The 18,264-nt window shown below is 63.6% G+C and carries 17 protein-coding genes; 9 read left to right on the forward strand and 8 right to left on the reverse strand.

All coding sequences use genetic code 11. The features are described 5' to 3' along the window. Window positions 1-2: 2 nt before the first annotated feature. The 5 genes from F812_RS25625 to F812_RS24255 all read right to left on the reverse strand — a co-directional run bounded on the left by F812_RS25625 (window position 3) and on the right by F812_RS24255 (window position 3,652). The gene (locus F812_RS25625; protein ID WP_020086998.1) at window positions 3-1,076 is read right to left on the reverse strand and encodes a sensor histidine kinase; all 1,074 of its coding nucleotides are present in this window, start codon (window positions 1,074-1,076) and stop codon (window positions 3-5) included. Window positions 1,077-1,206: 130 nt separating this feature from the next. After that, window positions 1,207-1,566, reverse strand: a complete 360-nt coding sequence (locus F812_RS0116015) for a response regulator (protein WP_020086999.1) — start codon at window positions 1,564-1,566, stop codon at window positions 1,207-1,209. Between the two features lie 303 nt (window positions 1,567-1,869). Next, complete coding sequence (locus F812_RS0116020; protein WP_020087000.1) at window positions 1,870-2,733, reverse strand: response regulator; 864 nt, start codon at window positions 2,731-2,733, stop codon at window positions 1,870-1,872. A 134-nt stretch (window positions 2,734-2,867) separates the two neighbouring features. Continuing rightward, window positions 2,868-3,425: a sigma-70 family RNA polymerase sigma factor gene (locus F812_RS0116025; RefSeq protein WP_020087001.1), complete on the reverse strand. Its 558-nt coding sequence runs from the start codon at window positions 3,423-3,425 to the stop codon at window positions 2,868-2,870. Between the two features lie 8 nt (window positions 3,426-3,433). Then, on the reverse strand, window positions 3,434-3,652 hold the full coding sequence (locus F812_RS24255) for a NepR family anti-sigma factor (RefSeq protein WP_020087002.1): 219 nt from the start codon (window positions 3,650-3,652) through the stop codon (window positions 3,434-3,436). Window positions 3,653-4,344: 692 nt separating this feature from the next. On the opposite strand from F812_RS24255, the gene F812_RS0116035 reads away from it, so the two are divergent. The 3 genes from F812_RS0116035 (at window position 4,345) to modA (ending at window position 7,916) form a co-directional block, all read left to right on the forward strand. After that, a complete protein-coding gene (locus tag F812_RS0116035; RefSeq protein WP_020087003.1) occupies window positions 4,345-5,238 on the forward strand; it encodes a GGDEF domain-containing response regulator in 894 nt (297 codons plus the stop codon). Window positions 5,239-5,368: 130 nt separating this feature from the next. Beyond that, window positions 5,369-6,862, forward strand: coding sequence for an ethanolamine permease (gene eat, locus F812_RS0116040; RefSeq protein ID WP_020087004.1), 1,494 nt, complete (start codon window positions 5,369-5,371; stop codon window positions 6,860-6,862). Between the two features lie 253 nt (window positions 6,863-7,115). Then, window positions 7,116-7,916 carry a molybdate ABC transporter substrate-binding protein gene (gene modA, locus F812_RS0116045; protein ID WP_245257691.1) on the forward strand — a complete coding sequence of 267 codons (801 nt, stop codon included), beginning with the start codon at window positions 7,116-7,118 and terminating at the stop codon, window positions 7,914-7,916. Between the two features lie 54 nt (window positions 7,917-7,970). Here the strand turns inward: modA and F812_RS0116050 are convergent, their stop codons facing one another. After that, window positions 7,971-8,381, reverse strand: coding sequence for a winged helix-turn-helix domain-containing protein (locus F812_RS0116050; protein WP_020087006.1), 411 nt, complete (start codon window positions 8,379-8,381; stop codon window positions 7,971-7,973). Between the two features lie 223 nt (window positions 8,382-8,604). On the opposite strand from F812_RS0116050, the gene F812_RS0116055 reads away from it, so the two are divergent. Together F812_RS0116055 and F812_RS0116060 are read left to right on the forward strand one after the other, a co-directional pair. Next, the gene (locus F812_RS0116055; RefSeq protein ID WP_020087007.1) at window positions 8,605-9,600 is read left to right on the forward strand and encodes a phosphotransferase enzyme family protein; all 996 of its coding nucleotides are present in this window, start codon (window positions 8,605-8,607) and stop codon (window positions 9,598-9,600) included. A gap of 31 nt (window positions 9,601-9,631) precedes the next feature. Then, on the forward strand, window positions 9,632-11,104 hold the full coding sequence (locus F812_RS0116060; RefSeq protein WP_020087008.1) for an aldehyde dehydrogenase family protein: 1,473 nt from the start codon (window positions 9,632-9,634) through the stop codon (window positions 11,102-11,104). Between the two features lie 12 nt (window positions 11,105-11,116). Here the strand turns inward: F812_RS0116060 and F812_RS0116065 are convergent, their stop codons facing one another. Beyond that, window positions 11,117-11,488 (reverse strand): hypothetical protein, encoded by a 372-nt coding sequence (locus tag F812_RS0116065; RefSeq protein WP_020087009.1) that lies wholly within the window; start codon window positions 11,486-11,488, stop codon window positions 11,117-11,119. Between the two features lie 289 nt (window positions 11,489-11,777). Between F812_RS0116065 and F812_RS0116070 the strand changes: the two genes are divergently transcribed. Further along, the gene (locus tag F812_RS0116070; protein ID WP_020087010.1) at window positions 11,778-13,448 is read left to right on the forward strand and encodes a hybrid sensor histidine kinase/response regulator; all 1,671 of its coding nucleotides are present in this window, start codon (window positions 11,778-11,780) and stop codon (window positions 13,446-13,448) included. A 28-nt stretch (window positions 13,449-13,476) separates the two neighbouring features. Here F812_RS0116070 and F812_RS0116075 read toward each other — a convergent pair whose 3' ends face one another. Continuing rightward, window positions 13,477-14,214, reverse strand: coding sequence for a response regulator (locus F812_RS0116075; RefSeq protein ID WP_020087011.1), 738 nt, complete (start codon window positions 14,212-14,214; stop codon window positions 13,477-13,479). A 223-nt stretch (window positions 14,215-14,437) separates the two neighbouring features. Here F812_RS0116075 and F812_RS0116080 point away from each other — a divergent pair, with 223 nt between their 5' ends. From F812_RS0116080 to F812_RS0116090, 3 genes are all read left to right on the forward strand, one after another. Continuing rightward, the gene (locus tag F812_RS0116080; RefSeq protein WP_156827461.1) at window positions 14,438-14,977 is read left to right on the forward strand and encodes a hypothetical protein; all 540 of its coding nucleotides are present in this window, start codon (window positions 14,438-14,440) and stop codon (window positions 14,975-14,977) included. A 46-nt stretch (window positions 14,978-15,023) separates the two neighbouring features. After that, window positions 15,024-15,326 (forward strand): hypothetical protein, encoded by a 303-nt coding sequence (locus tag F812_RS0116085; RefSeq protein WP_020665385.1) that lies wholly within the window; start codon window positions 15,024-15,026, stop codon window positions 15,324-15,326. Between the two features lie 211 nt (window positions 15,327-15,537). Next, the gene (locus F812_RS0116090; RefSeq protein WP_020087014.1) at window positions 15,538-18,249 is read left to right on the forward strand and encodes a bifunctional acetate--CoA ligase family protein/GNAT family N-acetyltransferase; all 2,712 of its coding nucleotides are present in this window, start codon (window positions 15,538-15,540) and stop codon (window positions 18,247-18,249) included. The last annotated feature ends 15 nt before the right edge of the window (window positions 18,250-18,264 follow it).

Raw genomic sequence — 18,264 nt, forward strand, 5'->3', positions numbered from 1 at the left:
CGTTACTCGGAGACGATCATTTCTTGCGGAAACCTGAGACGGCAGGAGAAACCCTCCCCATCGAAGCTGATATTGGGGCTCGCCGCACCGGGTCCCGCCAGCGACGAGATCAGACTGAGACCGAAACCACGGCGTGGCGTCACGGCCGGCACTGTCCCGCCCTGCTCGGACCATTCGAATTCGAGATACCGCTCGGCTTCCGTCTCGAACAGGGTCCAGCCCACGTTCACGGTGCCGGACTGACCGGAGAGCGCGCCGTGCTGCATCGCATTCGTAGCCAGTTCGTGCACGGCAAGTGTGAAGGTTTGCACCACCGAGCCGCGTAGCCGCACCGGCGGCCCGGATGTGGTTACGCGATGGATGACCTCGTGCAGCTCCCCGTCCATGATCTCGCCGATACCGGCCCCGCTTCCATCCCCCGCCGTCAGCATTTGATAGGCGCGCGAAATCGCCCGCAGCCGCCCGATCAAGGCACCACGCGCTTCATCCATCGGACGGCCCTCGCTCAAGGTCCTGAGCGAGATGGACTGCATGATCGCGAGAAGATTCTTGCCGCGGTGGACGTGCTCGCTCGCGAGCGAGCCTAATCTGTCCGCACGCCGGACTTCCTCCGCAGCCGTTGCCTGAAGCCGATCCAGGTCTGAGCCGAGCGTGGCAACGGATCCGGACAAGCGCGCCAACTCGCCATGCAGCCGCGCCCGTTCGAGCAAGAGGCTTGCCTTTGCGCGCAGAAGCCGTGGCGGAACAGGCCAGGGAAGATAGTCGAAAGGTGCAGCAAGACCGTCCGTGATCGCCTCTACACGCTCCGCATCAGCGGAAAGGAACACCACGGGGGTGCCAGCCAAGGCACCGAGCATATCGCCCATCTGCCGCAGCCTCGAACCGTCCATCCCGTCGAGTTGGACCAGCACAGCCGCGAACTGCTGGCTATCGCCGAGAGCTGCGGCGATGTCGTCCGACGGTGTCAGGAATTCGATGCGATCGGCGAGCCCCGCCAGAGCCTCCCGGTAGAAGGCATGCCGCGCAACCGCAGGATCGAGGACGAGAAGGCCAGCAATGGCCGAAGGACGTGTCATCCCAAGACCCGATATTGGTGGTTCGCACGGCGAACTCTGGTCAATCGATAGCGCACCGCGGCAACCAAAGTTCCCAAGGATTTGGGGTCCGGAACGCGGATCCCGTGGAGAGGCTCACGACGCTCGAGGATCATGCCTGATTTTGAGACGTCACGAGCTCGTTGACGAGCTTGCGCACCACGTCGAAGTCGAACGGTTTGGAGACCGTCATGCGCTCTCGAAATGCATCCGGCATGGCATGGGCGCCATGGCCCGTGGCGAACGCGAACGGAATGCCGCGCTCGCCCAGCGCCTCGGCCACCGCGAAGCAATCGTGATCGCCAAGCGTCACATCGAGGATCGCCGCATCGATCGGCGTGGAAGCCACGAGCTCCAGCGCCTGACTTTCCGAGTGCGCCGGCCCAACGGTTTCATGCCCGTACTCCGTGAGCAGGTCGCAGAGCATCATGGCAATGAGGGCTTCGTCATCGACAACCAGAACACGCGCCATTCTAGGTCCACCAATTACGGCTCGACGAGCAATGACATAGAAAGCAAGCCGGCAGGCATCCGGTGACTCGCGAAATATAGAACGCGAACCTCGGCCCGGATCGGCAAGCGCGAGCGTGAATCACGTCTGCTTTCAATTCAATGAAAAAGGCGATCATCCTTTTCGCGTTTATGTGATCGGAAGGAGCGGCCGGGGAGGCCTCTCGCTTCGCGCATCCGGGAGAATGCGCCTGGAACACCCCAGGCGACCAGAAGACGGCACGATACTCCCGGCGCCGGAGCGCCGGAAGAGACGCCGTTATGCTTAAGGCCTTGCGGACCGGCCGCCAGCCGAAGACGCGCCAGCGCCGAGACGCGGCCCTCTCTGGCTGCCAATGCCCGCCGGCGTCTCGGGAACGTGTGCATTCGTGCCGAAGAACAGCGCTTGGCTGACCAGCGCCCGAACGGTATTGGGCTCGAAAGGCTTGGTGATGAGAAAGGTCGGCTCCGGGCGCTCGCCCGTCAAAAGGCGCTCCGGGAAAGCCGTAATGAAGATCACGGGCACATTGAACCCGAGCAGGATCTCGTTAACCGCATCGAGACCCGAGCTGCCATCGGCCAGATGAATATCGGCGAGCACGAGACCTGGCTTTTTCTTCCGGACCTCCGCCAGCGCCTCGCGGTGCGTGCGTGCAATGCCCGACACCCTGTGGCCGAGACCTTTGACGAGGGCTTCGAGATCCATGGAGATCAGCGGCTCGTCCTCGATGATGAGAACGTCCGTTGCGGTCTGCTCCGCGATCTGCTCACCCGCCTCCTCGATCAAACGCGTAACGGCATCGTTCGAACACTCAAGAATTTCGGCGATCTGCTGCGTCGTGAACCCCTCTACGGAAGCGAGAAGAAAAGCCTGGCGCGGCAGCGGCGTGATAGCTTCCAGGCTGCGATCGGCCTGGGTTTTCGGCACCGCCGGCTCGTGGTTGACGCTGATCGAGTTCCAAACCTTGAGGAAGCACTTGTAGAGGCCGACGCGTTTCAGGCTGCCCTGCGGAAAGCTGTCTGGATCAGCCACAAGCGTTTCGAGCACGGCCACCACATAGGCATCCCCGCTCTCCTGGCTGCCGGTCAACGCGCGCGCAAAACGCCTGAGATAAGGCAGCTGAGGCGCAATCGTTTCAGCAAGCGACATGGTGTTTTCTCCCTACAAAGCAGACCATCACTGGCATGCGGACGGCCGCGACCCTCGTCATTAACGCCGGGCCGGGGGCAAAAGTTCCGAAACCAAATTTAAATGTTCCATATCAAACAACTAGGTGTCGGGCCTCAACCCCTCGCACTGTCCTTGACCAGCCCCGCGATCTGTGACGGAACGGTCGAGTGCGTGCCGGATTTGAGATCCTCGTCGCCGAGCAGCTCCACCAGTCTGTTGCGCGCGCGGTTTACGCGGCTCTTGATGGTGCCCACGGCGCAGCCGCAGATTTCCGCGGCCTCCTCGTAGGAAAAGCCTTCCGCGCCGACCAGCACCAGCGCCTCGCGTTGATCCGACGGAAGCGTCGAAAGCGCCGACCGGAAATCCGCGAGATCGAGATGGCCATACTGCTCGGGCTGAACGGCGAGCGAGTTCTGGTAATGATCTTCTGGGTCGTCCACCTCGCGGCGTAACTTCCGATGCTGCGAAAAATAGACGTTTCTGAGAATGGTGAACAGCCACGCCCGGAAGTTGGTGCCAGGCGTAAAGGAGTCCCGGCTGTTCCAGGCCTTGACGAGCGTTTCCTGTACCAAATCGTCCGCGCGCGCGGGATCGTTCGCGAACGAGCGGGCGAAGGCGCGAAGATGTGAAATCGCGCCGACCAGGGCTTCTTCGAAATCAGGTGCTGCCATTGGGACTTTCACCCGCCTTTGCCGCTGGTCTCGGACTTCTTGAGTTGATCGAGCAGGTGCAGGAACTTGTCAGGCACCTTCTCGCGCACAACCTCCTCGTAGCTCTCGCGCAACCTCCGCCCGAGCGCTCCCTGGATAGCCGCGTCGACGCTCGCCGGCGGCTCCGTATCGACGGCGCTCTCGGCTGTCACGCTCTGAGCCGGTTGAACGGATTTAGGTGTCGTCATCTTGATGAGATCCCTCGGAACCTTTTCACTTTCTCCAACCCAAGTTGCCCCGTCGCAGAACTCAGGACCATGACCGCACGCGCAGGACCGCCTCGGTCGTCTCCACACCCATGCGCGGCCGCTCCCTTGAGGGCAGCGTTCATTTTTACTGCGTTTATTTCCCCTGTCCCGCCGTGTCTCAATGTTTCCCGCAACTGCAAGCTGGCGATCCCATTGCCATTAAGCCCAGCGTTCTCAATACATTAAGCCAGATCGAGAGCCTTGAAGCCCGACCAAGACATTCTGCGAACCATCCCGTGGAACGCACGAAGGCCCAGCCGGTTCCATCGAAGGTGCGATTAAAATTCCGAAGACCCGCACCCCACGCTGCACGTTGCAATCCCGGGAACCGGCCCGCGGTTCCCGCGTTATCCCGCAGATATGGCCAGCTCTGATCGAGATCGCGCGATCAATGACGACGCTTCGGGCTTGCACAGCAGACGCCGCCCGCACCCCCTCCCCGACCCTAGAGCACGGGTGGCGTCATGCTCGTGGTGCCGGCAGGCAGCTTCCCTCCCAATACTGCTGTCGGCACCACACACTTCCCCGACCCTCCGAAGGGCGAACACCTTCGCTCCGTTCACGGTAATCACCTGTTCACCCTATCCGGTTAGGGTGCGTGGGTCGGTGGTCGATTTCAAAAAGAACAACGAATGCATGTCGTCATCATCGACCCGAGCCGGGTCGTTCAACAGAAGCTCGCAATCGAGCTTGAAGCTACGGGATGCTATGTCGATTGCTTTTCGGCATCGGATCTCGCGCTGCAATACATCGAATCCACGCGCTCCGTGGACGTGGTGCTGACCAGCCTCGAACTCGAGCCTATACCCGGCCTGGAGCTGTGCTGGAACCTTCGCACATTCGTCGGCGACAAGCGCCCGCTCCACATCATCGTCATGTCGTCGAACACCAGCGAGCGTGCGCTCGCGGAAGCGCTCGACTGCGGCGCCGACGACTTCACCGTGAAGCCGGTGCGCCGCGAGGAGCTCATGGCGCGCCTGCGCGCGGCCAACCGCATCATCACCATGCAGCGCCAGCTCGTCGAGCAGGCGCAGACCGACTACTTGACGGGCGTACTCAACCGCCGCGCATTTCTGGCGACCATGGAAGAGAAGCGCCGCGAGCTCGATGCCTCGGACAACCTTGCGCTGTGCCTTCTCGATATCGACCGCTTCAAGAGCATCAACGACACCTATGGCCATGATGTCGGAGATCTCGTCATCAAGACCGTCGCGCGCATCGCAGGCGAGGAAGCTCCCGTCGTTGCCCGCCTCGGCGGAGAGGAATTCGCCCTCGCGTTTCCCATTCTGGATGCAGACCAGGCCGCCCATTGGTGCGACGTCATCCGCCAGAACATCGCCGCCCACGAGTTCGACGGCGGCAGTGCTCCGTTCCACGCGAGTTGCAGTTTCGGCGTCTCGGCCTGGACCGCAAACGAGCCCCTGAGTCTCGCCCTGCAACGGGCCGACAAGGCCCTGATGAGCGCCAAGCAGGACGGCCGCAACCGCGTGCAGATTGCTGGAAAACCAGAACTCGTCGCGGCTTAATACAAGCAAAATCAACAGGTTGAAGAAATACGGGGGTTTTTTCCGTTTTGCTACAACCACCCCCCTCCCGAGAGACCGGTCTTAGCTTATCCTGAATGCGCCAAAATGGCGCACTCAGGGGAGCTAAACAATGCAACAACACTCCACGCAAGGCGTGACCTATGAAAAGGTCGATGACGCCTATTTCAAAGCACGCGGTCTAAAGCGACACGCCGGCGTTTGGTCATTATGGGCCCTCGGCGTGGGCGCGGTGATCTCCGGCCACTTCTCTGGCTGGAATCTCGGCCTGGCCCAGGGCGGCTGGGGTGGCATGTTCTTCGCCACCATCATCATCGCCACCATGTACCTGGGCCTCACCTACAGCCTCGCGGAAATGAGCCCGGCGATGCCGCACACCGGCGGCGCTTACTCGTTTGCGCGCACCGCGTTCGGTCCGTGGGGCGGCTTCCTCACTGGCCTTGCCGAAAACGTCGAATACGTGATCACGCCTTCGGTCATCGTCTTCTTCATCGGCAGCTATGCAGCCGCGATCCTCGGCGCGCCTGCGGAAGCACAGCCGCTCTTCTGGATCGCCTTCTACATCATCTTCGTCACACTGAATTACGTCGGCGTGGAGCTGTCGTTCCGCTTCTCGCTGATCATCACCATCCTGGCGCTGCTGTGCCTCATCGTGTTCAATCTGAGCGCGATCGGGCATATCGATTTCAGCCGCTGGGCCCTCAACATCGGCCCCGATGGCGCCGAGCTGCCGGAGGGCAACGGGCCGTTCCTGCCGTTCGGTGCCTACGGCATTCTCGCGGGCCTGCCGTTCGCCGTGTGGCTGTTCCTGGCCATCGAGCAGCTTCCGCTCGCAGCCGAGGAATCGGTCGATCCCAAGCGCGACATGCCAAAAGGAATTCTCGCGGGCATGTTCACGCTTCTGGTCTCCGCCTTCCTCATCCTGACGCTCAATCCGTCTGTGACAGGAGTGGGATCGCACAAGCTCGGTGCCTCCGGCGAGCCTTTGCTCGACGGCTTCCGCGCGATCTACGGCACCGAGATCGCAACGCTGCTCGCCATCGTCGCCCTTACCGGCCTGATCGCGAGCTTCCATACGATCATCTACGCCTATGGTCGCCAGATCTACTCGCTGTCGCGCGCCGGCTATTTCCCGCGCGCCTTCTCCCTGACCCACGGCACGCGTAAGACCCCGCACGTGGCACTCTTCGTGGGTGCCATCGTCGGTCTCTCCGTGATGATGATCGTGTGGTTTGCCGAAGGGGCCGACAAAGGCGCACAGCTCATCGGCGGTACGCTCCTGAACATGGCCGTGTTCGGCGCCATGTTCTCCTACGTGATGCAGGGCCTCACCTACATCAAGCTGAAGCGCGATTTCCCGACGCTCGAACGGCCCTACAAGAGCCCGCTCGGCACCGTCGGCGCGGCGCTCACCGTGATCATCGCGCTCGTCACCATCTACATGCAGCTCCAAGACCCGGTCTATCGGGTCGGCGTTTACTGGGTGGCTGCTTGGTTCGCCATCGGCATCCTCTACTTCGCGCTGATCGGCCGTCACAAGCTGATCCTCTCGCCCGAAGAAGAGTTCGCCCTCACCAAGGGCGAGAAGGCGTACGAGACGCACTAAGCTCGGCGGCAATCCATCGAGAGCGGAGGGCCGGGCTGCGATGCCTGGCCCTTTTGCTTGATCGCGCGGCTCCGTCTCGGTTCGCCCGCGGGCAAAATAACGACGGACACGCCAATATCGCCGGCAAAACCCGGCCATGACACTTCTACAACGCCATGACGCGAACCCGCGGTGTTTCGCGATGCTTGACAGAGACGCCGCCGGGGTGGATCGCTATATCCGATAAAATACAGCCGCCAATCAGGATCCACTCATGGCAAAATTCGCACGATTGTTGATGTGCACCCTCACGCTCGCCTTTGCGGGGCTCGCGCACGCGCAGGAGGCCCGCCCCTCCGAAAGCGCCGCCACCGGCACGAAGCCAGTCGTCGTCTTTGCGGCAGCGAGCCTCAAGAACGCGCTCGACACGATCGGCAAGGATTGGGAGAGCAAGACAGGGAACAAAGTGGCGTTGTCGTTTGCTGCGTCGTCAGCACTCGCCAAGCAGCTCGAATCCGGCGCGCCCGCCGATCTCTTCGTCTCCGCCGACCTCAAGTGGATGGATTGGGTCGCCGAGCGCAAGCTGATCGATCCCGCCTCCCGCAAGACCCTGCTCGGAAACACCCTGGTGCTGATCGCACCCAAGGAGAGCACCTTCTCCCTCAAGATCGAGAAGGGCTTCAAGCTGGCGGAAGCCCTCGGCGACGGACGCCTTGCCATGGGCGAGCCCAAATCCGTTCCCGCCGGCATCTACGGTCAGGCAGCCCTCACCTCACTGGGCGTGTGGGAGGCAGTGTCCGCGAAGGTCGCGGGCGCAGAGAACGTCCGCGTCGCCCTGGCTTACGTGGCACGTGGCGAGGCGCCCCTCGGCATCGTCTACGGCACGGACGCCAAGAGCGACCCGCAGGTGAAGGTGATCGATACCTTCCCGGCAGACAGCCATCCGCCGATCGTCTATCCGGTGGCCATCGCCGCTTCGTCGACCAGCGCGGAAGCCAGAAAATTCCTCGAATTCCTCTCGAGCCCGGACGCCGCGAAGGTGTTCGAAGGCCAAGGCTTCACCGTTCTGAAATGAGCGGAAACGGCAGGCCGGCGGTCGGCGAGAGCAACCCCGGCTTGCTTCCAACGTTCACACGTTTTCGAGATCGGACTCGAAAGCCACAAGCTCGGCGCGCGCGGCTTCCGCTGCGCGGTCCTCGATCCGCCGATAGGCCGCGATCAGCGCGCGGCCGAAGTCCGTCAGCTCCGCGCCGCCTCCATGCGCCCCGCCTGCCGCGGTGGTGAGGATAGGCCGCTTGAACAGCTTGGCAAGCTCGTCCGCCAGAAGCCACGCGCGCCGGTAGGACATCCCGAGATCCCGCGCCGCCGACGAGATCGAGCCCGTCCGCCCGATCGCCTCCAGCAGATCCACTTTTCCCGGCCCGAGCTGCCGCTCATCGGGAAACACGATGCGCAGCCGCAACATCGCCCGCGACAGAGGCCCCTTTTCCGCGATCGCCTTGCGCCGAGTTGCCGGGGCGGCTGCCTTCCGTTTCACCATCAATCGACCTGCTTCATCACGTCTGATTGCATCCAACGCCGTCCACACCCGCAAATCTATACCGCAGGCGGGGCCCGAGCGGGAGAGCATTGAGCGCGTGCATCCCCTTGTGCTTCCTGCGATATACTTTTGCTGTCAACACGTCCGCATACGTCGCGGACGCGTGTGTCACGGGGTGGGGCCGCCGGAAAAGTGCGGCCACGCAGCAGAGGAAGATCGAAGCGTGAGCGAAACGGAAGCAGCCCCGGCCGTCGAGTTGCTCGACAAGCTCGCCGCGCAATCGCTTCGCCGCTTCGCGCTTCCGCCCGATACCACGCCGACCCTCATCAACATTTCGGAGAACGCCACCTATCGCCTGGACGATCCTGCGACGGGCAACCGGTGGGCATTGCGGATCCATCGCGAAGGCTACCACTCGCCGACAGCCATTGCATCCGAGCTGGCGTGGCTCTCCGCGCTCAAGGAGGCGAGCGCCGCAGCCGTGCCAGCGCCCATCGCCGGCCGCGACGGCGAGCTGATCCAGTCCGTCGCCATCGACGGATTACCCAGCCCGCGCAATGTCGTGCTTTTCGCGTGGGAGGCCGGCCAGGAGCCTGCGCCCAACGACATAGCGGGCTTCGAGCGCCTGGGCGAGACGGCCGCCCACATGCATGGCCACGTGAAGGCGTGGAACCGGCCACCTTGGTTCGAGCGCCATAGCTGGACGTTCGAGACGAGCCTGGGCGCGACGCCGCACTGGGGGCGATGGCGGGATGGCATGGGGCTCACCCCGGAGATCGCAGCCGTTATTTCCGAGGCCGTGGCCGTGATCGAACGTCGCCTCGCACGTATCGGAACGTCGCCGTCCGTCTTCAATCTCGTTCATGGCGACATGCGCCTCGCCAATCTCCTGGTCGATGGCGACACCGTGAAGGTTATCGATTTCGACGACTGCGGCTTCTCCTGGTTCCTCTACGACTGCGCGACGACAGTCTCGTTTTTCGAGGATGCGCCGGAGGTACCGGAGCTGATCAAGGCTTGGACGCGCGGATACCGCCGCTTCGGCGCGCTGAGCCCGGAGGAGGAGACGGAGATCGAGACCTTCGTGATGCTGAGACGCATCCTGCTCGTCGCCTGGATCGGCTCCCATTCGGAAACCAACCTCGCGCAAGAGATGGGCGTCGCCTACACGCAAGGAACAGGGCCGCTCTGCGAACGCTACCTCTCCCGCTTTGCGTGACCCCTTCCGCTCGAAACCCCGACAGGATCTCATGACGCCGAAACTCTTCATCGATGGAACATGGCAGGCCGCAGCCCGGGGCGGCACCATCGACGTCGTCGATCCCGCGACCGAGCGGGTCTTCAGAACCTGCTCTGCGGGCACGGCTGACGACGTGGACCGCGCCGTCACAGCGGCAAAGCGCGCGGGACAAGGTCCCTGGGGACGCACCACCGGCCGTGAGCGCGCCGTTGTTCTGCGCGCAATCGCGGACGCCATCGAGCGCGAGAAGCAGGCGCTTGCCGAGCTCGAGGTTCGCGACAACGGCAAACCACTCGCGGAAGCCCTGGGCGACATCTCGGACGCCGCCTATTGTTTCAACCTCTACGCCGCCTACGCCGAAGAGCTGGATGCACGCCAGGGCGAAGCGATCGCCGTTCCGGACGACCGTTTCAAGACCACCGTGAAATATGTTCCCGCCGGAGTAGCCGGCCTTATCGTGCCGTGGAACTATCCGCTTCTGATGGCGGCATGGAAGGTAGCCCCAGCGCTCGCCGCCGGGTGCACCCTGGTGCTGAAGCCGTCTGAGTTCACCCCGCTCACAGCGATCGAGCTTGCGCGCATTTGCGAGGAAGCTGCGGTCCCTCCAGGTGTCGTCAACGTCGTGACGGGCTACGGCAACGACGCGGGAGCGCGCCTCGCCGCGCATCCCGACGTAAGAAAGCTCGCCTTCACCGGCTCCGTGCCGACCGGCATAGCCGTCGCCACCGCTGCCGCCCGGGACATCAAGAGCGTCAGTCTCGAACTCGGCGGAAAATCACCCATCGTCGTCTTCGACGATGCCGATCTGGAGCAGGTCGTCGAATGGGTGATGTTCGGAATCTTCTGGAACCAGGGGCAGGTCTGCAGCGCCACCTCCCGCTTGATCGTCGAGCGAGGGATTGCCGGGCGCCTGATCGAGCGCCTCGTAGAGGAGGCCCGCAAGATCACAATCGGCAACGGCATGGACGAGGGCGTGCTGCTGGGCCCTCTCGTGAGCCGCAGCCAGTACGACAAGGTCCTTGGCTATATCGAGATCGGAAAGCAGGAAGCCCGCCTCGCGTCCGGGGGGAGGCGCCCGCCCGGATTCGACGCAGGCTATTTCCTGGAACCCACCATCTTCACCGGCGTACCGCCCGATGCACGCATCTGGCGCGAGGAAATCTTCGGGCCGGTGCTGTGCGTCGCCGAGTTCGGCACCGAAGAGGAAGCGCTCACACTTGCCAACGGCAGCGAGTTCGGTCTCGCCGCCGCCGTCATGACCCGCGATCTCGAACGCGCCGCGCGCGTCGCCGACCGGTTCGAGGCAGGTGTCGTCTGGATCAATTGCTCGCAGCCGAACTTCCTCGAGCCTCCGTGGGGCGGCATGAAGAAGAGCGGCGTCGGCCGAGAACTCGGCACCTGGGGACTGATGAACTTCCTGGAACCCAAGCAGATCACGAACTACCTGAGCCCCGCCCCCTGGGGCTGGTACCTCAAGGGATAGCTGCGGCTCTCCTCAATCGAGATCGACCACCGACTTCACGAAAAAGGTGCGAAGCACACCGTCGTGCTCCCGGAAAGAAACGTACTCGCCGGGAACGATGCGATGCTTGTCGAGCTTGTAGCCCGGCTCGTCGTCCCCGCTCTGCGTCGGATCGTAATCGAACGCCCAGCTCCCGCCACGCCGCCGGATCAGATGGCCGATGGCATCCTTCTCATGCGGCCAGAACCGCTTCACGCGGCAGCGCTCGCGCGCGCCTTGCCATTCCTCGGCGTCGAGATGGCCATCGTCCCCCAAAGGAGCGATGAACTCATACCCCCGGTCATGGCTGCCGTTCGGAAACTCCGGATCGCGCGCGAGTTCCAGTCTGATATGCTTGAGCGTCACGCAAAGTCCTCCTTGATGGGCTCGTGGAAGAATATTGGGCTCGGACCGGAAACTCAGGATTGATCCGCGTCAAAATGCCGGTTCATCCCACGGCAGCAACGGTCTCCCGGACACGCGCCCTCCGCCGGCCTGCGTCCGTTCGCCAGACCACCTCCGGAACCATGTATGTTGGCGGACCCGGGCGCCGGTGCTAGATCAGAAAAGCTTTGGACCCCGAGGTCCGGAGGAGAGAGAGTTAACGGTCTCGCCGAAGACCGCAACGCGTCCTACCCCAGCTTCGAGAGAGGCCATGGCCGACACGCCCCATCCGCCACCGACGTCGAGACGCGACCCGACCGAGACGCTGCGGATCGCGGAAACGCAGATCTCGGCCATTCTGACCATCGCGGCGGACGCGATCATCTCCCTCGACGACCAGTTCCGCATCACGCTTTTCAACGACGGCGCGACGGCGATCTTCGGCTACGTGCCCGAAGAGATCATCGGCCACTCCCTCGAAAAGCTCATTCCCGAGCGGTTTCACGACGTTCACCATCACCACGTCGCGGATTTCTCCGCCTCCCCCATCGCGGCACGCAAGATGGGCGACCGGCGCGAGATCTTTGCGTTGCGCAAGGACGGTACGGAGTTTCCGGCCGAAGCCTCCATCGCCAAGCAGCAGGTCGGCGGCAAAAAAGTTTACATGGTCGTGCTGCGGGATGTGACGGAGCGTAAGCGCACCGAAGCCGCCCTCGCGCTCGCCAACACGGAGCTGGAGCAGCGCATCGCCGACCGGACCCGGGATCTCGAGGCCGAGATACACCGCCGCGAGGAAACCCAGGCAGCCCTCATCCAAGCCCAGCGCATGGAAGCGTTCGGCCAGCTCACCGGCGGCATCGCCCACGACTTCAACAATCTTCTCACCATCGTCACCGGGAACCTGGAGCTTCTCGGATACGATCTCGAGAACGAGACCTCCCGTGCCTACCTGAAGCGCGCCAGCGATGCGGCCGACATGGGCGCCGCCCTGACCAAGCGCCTGCTGACCTTCGCCCGCCGCCGCCGCCTGACGACACAGGTGATCGACGTCAACGATCTGGTACTGGGCCTGACGGAGATCCTGAAACGCTCCCTCGGCGAGCCGATCACGCTCACCACCGTCCTTGCCGGCAAGCTCTGGCACACCCGCACCGACCCGAGCGAGCTCGAGAATGCCATCCTGAACCTCGCCATCAACGCGCGCGACGCCATGCCGGCAGGCGGCGATCTCATCATCGAGACGAAGAACGCTCCGGCCGCCGACATCCCGGCGAACATAGGGCCCGGCGAGTACGTGCTGATCACCGTCAGCGACACGGGACAGGGCATGCCGCCAGAGGTGATGGAGCGAGCCTTCGAGCCCTTCTTCACCACCAAGGAGCCGGGGCGAGGCACGGGCCTCGGCCTCAGCACCATCTACGGTTTCGCAGAGCAATCCGGCGGCTACTGCACAATTAGCAGCACCCTCGGCAAGGGCACCTCGGTCAGCCTCTACCTGCCGCGCGCAGCGGCCGACGCGGATACGGTGCGGCCCGACGCGGCCGAGCCGATCCCGCTTTCCGAGAATTGCGAGGTCGTGCTCGTCGTCGAGGACAATCCCGAGGTTCGCGAGCTGACACTGCAGCGGGTCGAAGGTCTTGGATACGTCGTACACGAAGCCGAGAACGGGCCGGACGCGGTCCGCCTGATCGACAGCGGCGAGCCTGTGGACGTGATCCTGAGCGACATCGTGATGGCGGGCGGCATGTCCGGCTACGATCTGGCCCGCTGGGCGAAGGACAATGCCCCGCACATCAAGGTCATCCTCACCACCGGCTATGCCGCCGAGGAGGCGAGCAACGATCCCGCCGAGCTGATTGATGCACCGATCCTGCGCAAGCCGTATCCGAGGGCGGATCTCGCCAAGGCACTCCGCAACGCGCTCCGCGCGCCGAGCGGCTAGGCGCTCGTCTTCTCGCACCTGGAAGCGGCTACACCCGCTTCACCGCACCGGCAAAGGCGTAACCCACGCCGCGAACAGTCTTGACGAGCTGAGGCCGCTCGCTTTCCGGCTCGATTTTCTTGCGCAGGCGGGCAACCAGACCGTCGATCGAGCGATCCATCGGCGTCCAGTCGTGGCCCTTGAGCAGATCCATCAGCTCGTCCCGTGACAGCACCCGCCCCGGACGCTTGACGAAGATCGCCAGCAGATTGAACTCGGCGGTCGTGAGCTCGGAAATCCGGCTCTTGGGATCGCGCACCTCGCGCCGCTTCATGTCGATGGTCCACCCGTCGAACGTGAAACGGCTCCCGTCCGGCTTCTCCACCACGGGCTCCGCCTCCTCGGCGGCCACATAGCGCCTCAGCACGGCACGGATGCGCGCGATCACCTCGCGCATGAGGAACGGCTTCGAAATGTAGTCGTCCGCGCCCAGCTCGAGGCCGACGACGCGGTCGATGGGATCGCCCTTTCCGGTGATCATGATGATGGGCGTATTGCGCTTCGCCCGGAAGTCGCGGGCGAGCTTGAGGCCATCCTCGCCGCCGAGCTTGAGATCGAGCGTCATGAGCGCAACGGGCTGTTGGTCAAGATGCGCCTGCGCCTCGGCCCCGTTTCCTGCTTCCAGAACGCCGAAACCTTCCGCTTCGAGCCCCGCGCGCAGCAAGGCCCGAATATCCGGCTCGTCGTCCACGATCAGAACTTGCTCTTGCTGAGGCTGTTGAGACATCCGTCGCTCACCCGAACCGAAACCCTCGAGAACGCTGGAGACAGGCGCCCAAAAAAGGCGACTGACACATCGTGATACACAATCTCACAATCGGACCATACGCCTGGGACGCTGATCCCATCTTATGTCCCTAATCCACATTGGCCAGCGCGCCAAATGTCATGGTTCGTAAAGAATGTATTTGCATCGCCAAATTCGAGAATCCGAGACCGGAGAGCGTTTGGTGACGAAGGCCGCTAAGATCCCCGTTAAGGGTGCTGAGAGTGCCGGTACGCCGCCTGAGACGCTCGACGTAAGCGCTGCGAATACCCGGCAAACCTTCGTGCTTGGAATATTCCCGCTCGTTCCGGCTGCAAGCGAAGCCATCGAGCACCTCGCGGACACGTCCGCGCGGGATTGCGACGCGCTCCTCGTTTCGGACGGCATCCCCCATTTGGTGGACGGCATTCGGCCGCATGCCCGCGCGCTCCGCTGCACGGCGAGCGATCTCACCGGCTTTGGCCTCACGTCGCGACGGCTAGTGGACGCGACACCCCCGTTCAAGGCTCTGTGGGAGAGCATCCGGACGCCCGAGGGGCTGAAATCCGGCACGCTCGGAACCCAGAGGCTTTTCCAGCATCTGGTGCAGCGCGTCTCCAGCGGAGCGGCTGTCGTCATTGTACGTACGGTGACACCGGAGCAACGCCTCGCGACGTCCCGGACGTTGCTGGAGGCGGGCTGTGAGGTGCTGCTGACCCACGAAATAACCGCCCCCCCCAACTGATCCTCCCCATCGAGCTCCTTGCTTTCACATCCACACGAGGCTCCCGATGACACAGACTTTGGACGAAATGCTCGAAGCCGACGCATGGCAAACGCCGTTCATGAGGGTTTTCGATGCATGGATCACCTTCAACGGAGCAGTGTTCGAAGCCGCCTCCCAGACGAGCATGGCCTTGGCCAGCCAGCCCGCCGTATTCGCACGCGCGATGGCCGAGGGCTTCACGGCGCCGCTGCGGCCCGCGGAAGAACCGGACCAGGAAGCCGATACAGAGTGCTGCGGGGCGGAATGCACGTCGGAGACCTGCAACCGCGCCGCACTCGCGCGCATGATGCAGGAAATCCGTCACTGAGCCGTGCTAAAGGCAAGAGTGCTGAGGATAGCTGCTCGAGCGCGTCGAGTCGCCTGATGACGCACGGCCGCGAATCCCTCCGTATTCAAGCCATCTCCTTCCGATACGAGACGAAAGCCGCATTCAATGCAGTGGCTTGACTGTGCAAACTGCGCGCGTTTACTCGCAGCGCATCCTCCACGTCGCGTGACCGGATCGAAGAGGCTTTTGCATGACGGTTCGCAACCTCGAGTTCCTGTTTTCGCCGAGAACCGTCGCGCTCATAGGCGCAAGCCCTCAGCCGGGCAGCATCGGGCGCATCATTGCCAGAAACCTTGATAGCAGCACCTTTGCGGGTGAAGTCTTTCTCGTCAATCCACACCATACGGAGATCGACGGAACGGTCTGCTACCCCTCCGTCTCCGCGCTGCCGCGCACGCCCGATCTCGCGATCGTCGCAACACCCCCCAAGACAGTCCCCTCGATCGTGGCCGAGCTTGCCGCCAAGGGAACACGCGCCACCGTCATCATAACAGCCGGAATAGAGGGCGAGCTTCGCCTCAAGACCTTCGAGGCCGCGCGTCCGGCCTGCATGCGCATCGTCGGTCCGAATTGTATCGGCGTTCTCATGCCGCGCCTCGGGCTCAACGCCAGCTTCTCCCATCGCATGCCGCTCAAGGGCGATCTCGCGTTCATGTCGCAATCGGGCGCCCTCGTAACGGCGGTCATCGACTGGGCCCATGCCCGCGGCATCGGCTTCTCCAAGGTCGTCTCGATGGGCGACATGGCGGATGTCGATTTTGGAGATCTCCTGGATTTCCTCGCCGGCGATCCGGAAAGCAAGGCGATCATGCTTTACGTCGAGCAGATCACCCAGGCTCCCAAATTCCTCACCGCCGCCCGCCGGGCCGCCCGCGCCAAGCCCGTCATCGTGCTCAAATCCGGCCGCCATGCCTCCGGCGCCAGGGCCGCCCACTCCCATACCGGCGCCCTCTCCGGCTCGGACGCTGTCTACGATGCCGCCTTCCGGCGCGCGGGGCTCGTTCGCGTCGGCGATCTCGATTCGCTGTTCAGCGCGGCCGAGATGCTCTCCTTCACACCGAAGCTCGAAGGCGAGCGGTTGGCGATTCTCACTAACGGCGGAGGCGCAGGCGTGCTGGCTGCAGACCGCCTCGCCGACTTCAACGTCGAGCCGCCCAATCTGACCCCGGAGACCTTTGCGGCGCTCCACAAGGTGCTGCCGCCCACCTGGTCCAGAGGCAACCCCATCGACATCATCGGAGACGCCGGCCCCGAGCGCTACGCGGCCGCACTCGACATCCTCCTTCAGGACAAGGCGCTGGATGCCGTTCTCGTCATAAATTGCCCCACCGCGCTCGCCTCCAGCGAGGACAACGCCAACGCCATCATCCGCACGCATGCCGCCGACACGCGGATGCTCGGGCAGAGAAAGCCCGTGCTCACCAACTGGCTCGGAGACAGCGCCGCTACCGAGGCACGCCGCCGCTTCGCCAAGGCCGGAATTCCTACGTTCGATACCCCCGCCGAAGCCATCGAAGGCTTCATGCAGCTAGTTGCCTACAAGCGCTCTCAGAACGAGCTGATGCGCACGCCGCCCACGTCGCCTGGCAACCTCCATTTCGACAGCGAGCGCGCGGGCGCCGTGATCGCGAACGCCCTCTCCCGCAGCCGGTTCATGCTGACGGAAAAAGAATCGAAGGCCGTGCTCTCCGCCTACGGTATTCCCGTTGCGGACACGATCATCGCCAAAGACCCGGAAGCCGTCGCCGCAGCCGCAGAGAGGATATTGCAGACCACGCGCGCCTGCGTGATCAAGATTCTATCGGACGACATCTCCCACAAATCCGACGTCGGCGGCGTGCGTCTCGGTCTCAGAAGCCCGGAGGAGGCCCGCGAGGCGGCCCGTGCCATGCTGGCCGACGTCGCACGCATCCGCCCTGATGCCCGCCTCGAGGGCTTCACCGTCGAGCCAATGATCGAGCGGCCCGGCGCACACGAGCTGATCGTTGGCATGAGCGTGGACCGCACGTTCGGCCCCACCCTGCTGTTCGGCGCGGGCGGGACAGCCGTCGAGGTCATCAAGGACACGGCCCGCGCGCTGCCGCCGCTCGATCTGATGCTGGCCCATGACGCCATCCGCCAGACACGTATCAGCCGTCTCCTGCAAGGCTACCGCGACCGACCGCGCGCCGATCTCGACGCCATCGCCGAGGTGCTGGTCCGCGTGAGCTACATGATCGCCAATCATCCCGAGATCCGCGAGCTCGACATCAATCCCCTTCTGGCGGACGAAAAAGGGTGCATCGCGCTCGATGCCCGCATGCGCGTGGCGGATGCGCTGACGCAGCCGCGCCTGCCGCTTTCGATCCGGCCTTATCCCGCCGAATGGGAAAAGGACCTGGAACTGCCCCGCATCGGCAAGATCCATTTGCGCCCCGTGCGCCCCGAAGACGAAGCGCTCTACGATCGCTTCTTCGAGCGCGTCACGCCCGAGGATGCGCACATGCGCTTTTTCACCATGAAGCCGGATCGCTCACACCGCTTCATCGCCCGCCTCACCCAGATCGACTATGCGCGCGAAATGGCGTTCGTGGCCCTCTCCCAGCCGGACGGCGAGTTGCTAGGCGTGGGCCGCCTCGCCGCAGATCCCGACTACCTGCGGGCCGAGTATGCGGTGCTTGTCCGGTCGGATCTGAAGGGAAAAGGTCTTGGCTGGCTGCTGATGCAGCACCTCGTCGCTTACGCCCGCGAGGAAGGCCTGCAGCAGATCTTCGGGGAGATCCTCGCGACCAACATGACCATGCTGAACATGTGCCGCGACCTCGGGTTCCGCATCGAAACGGTGCCCGACGACATCACGCTCCGCCACGTGACGCTGGACCTCGGCGGCCCGCCCGGCGCACGCATGAAAACGAACGTGTAGATTGCGCCGGCCCCG

This window comes from Hyphomicrobium zavarzinii ATCC 27496 (genome assembly GCF_000383415.1).
Lineage (GTDB): Bacteria > Pseudomonadota > Alphaproteobacteria > Rhizobiales > Hyphomicrobiaceae > Hyphomicrobium_C > Hyphomicrobium_C zavarzinii.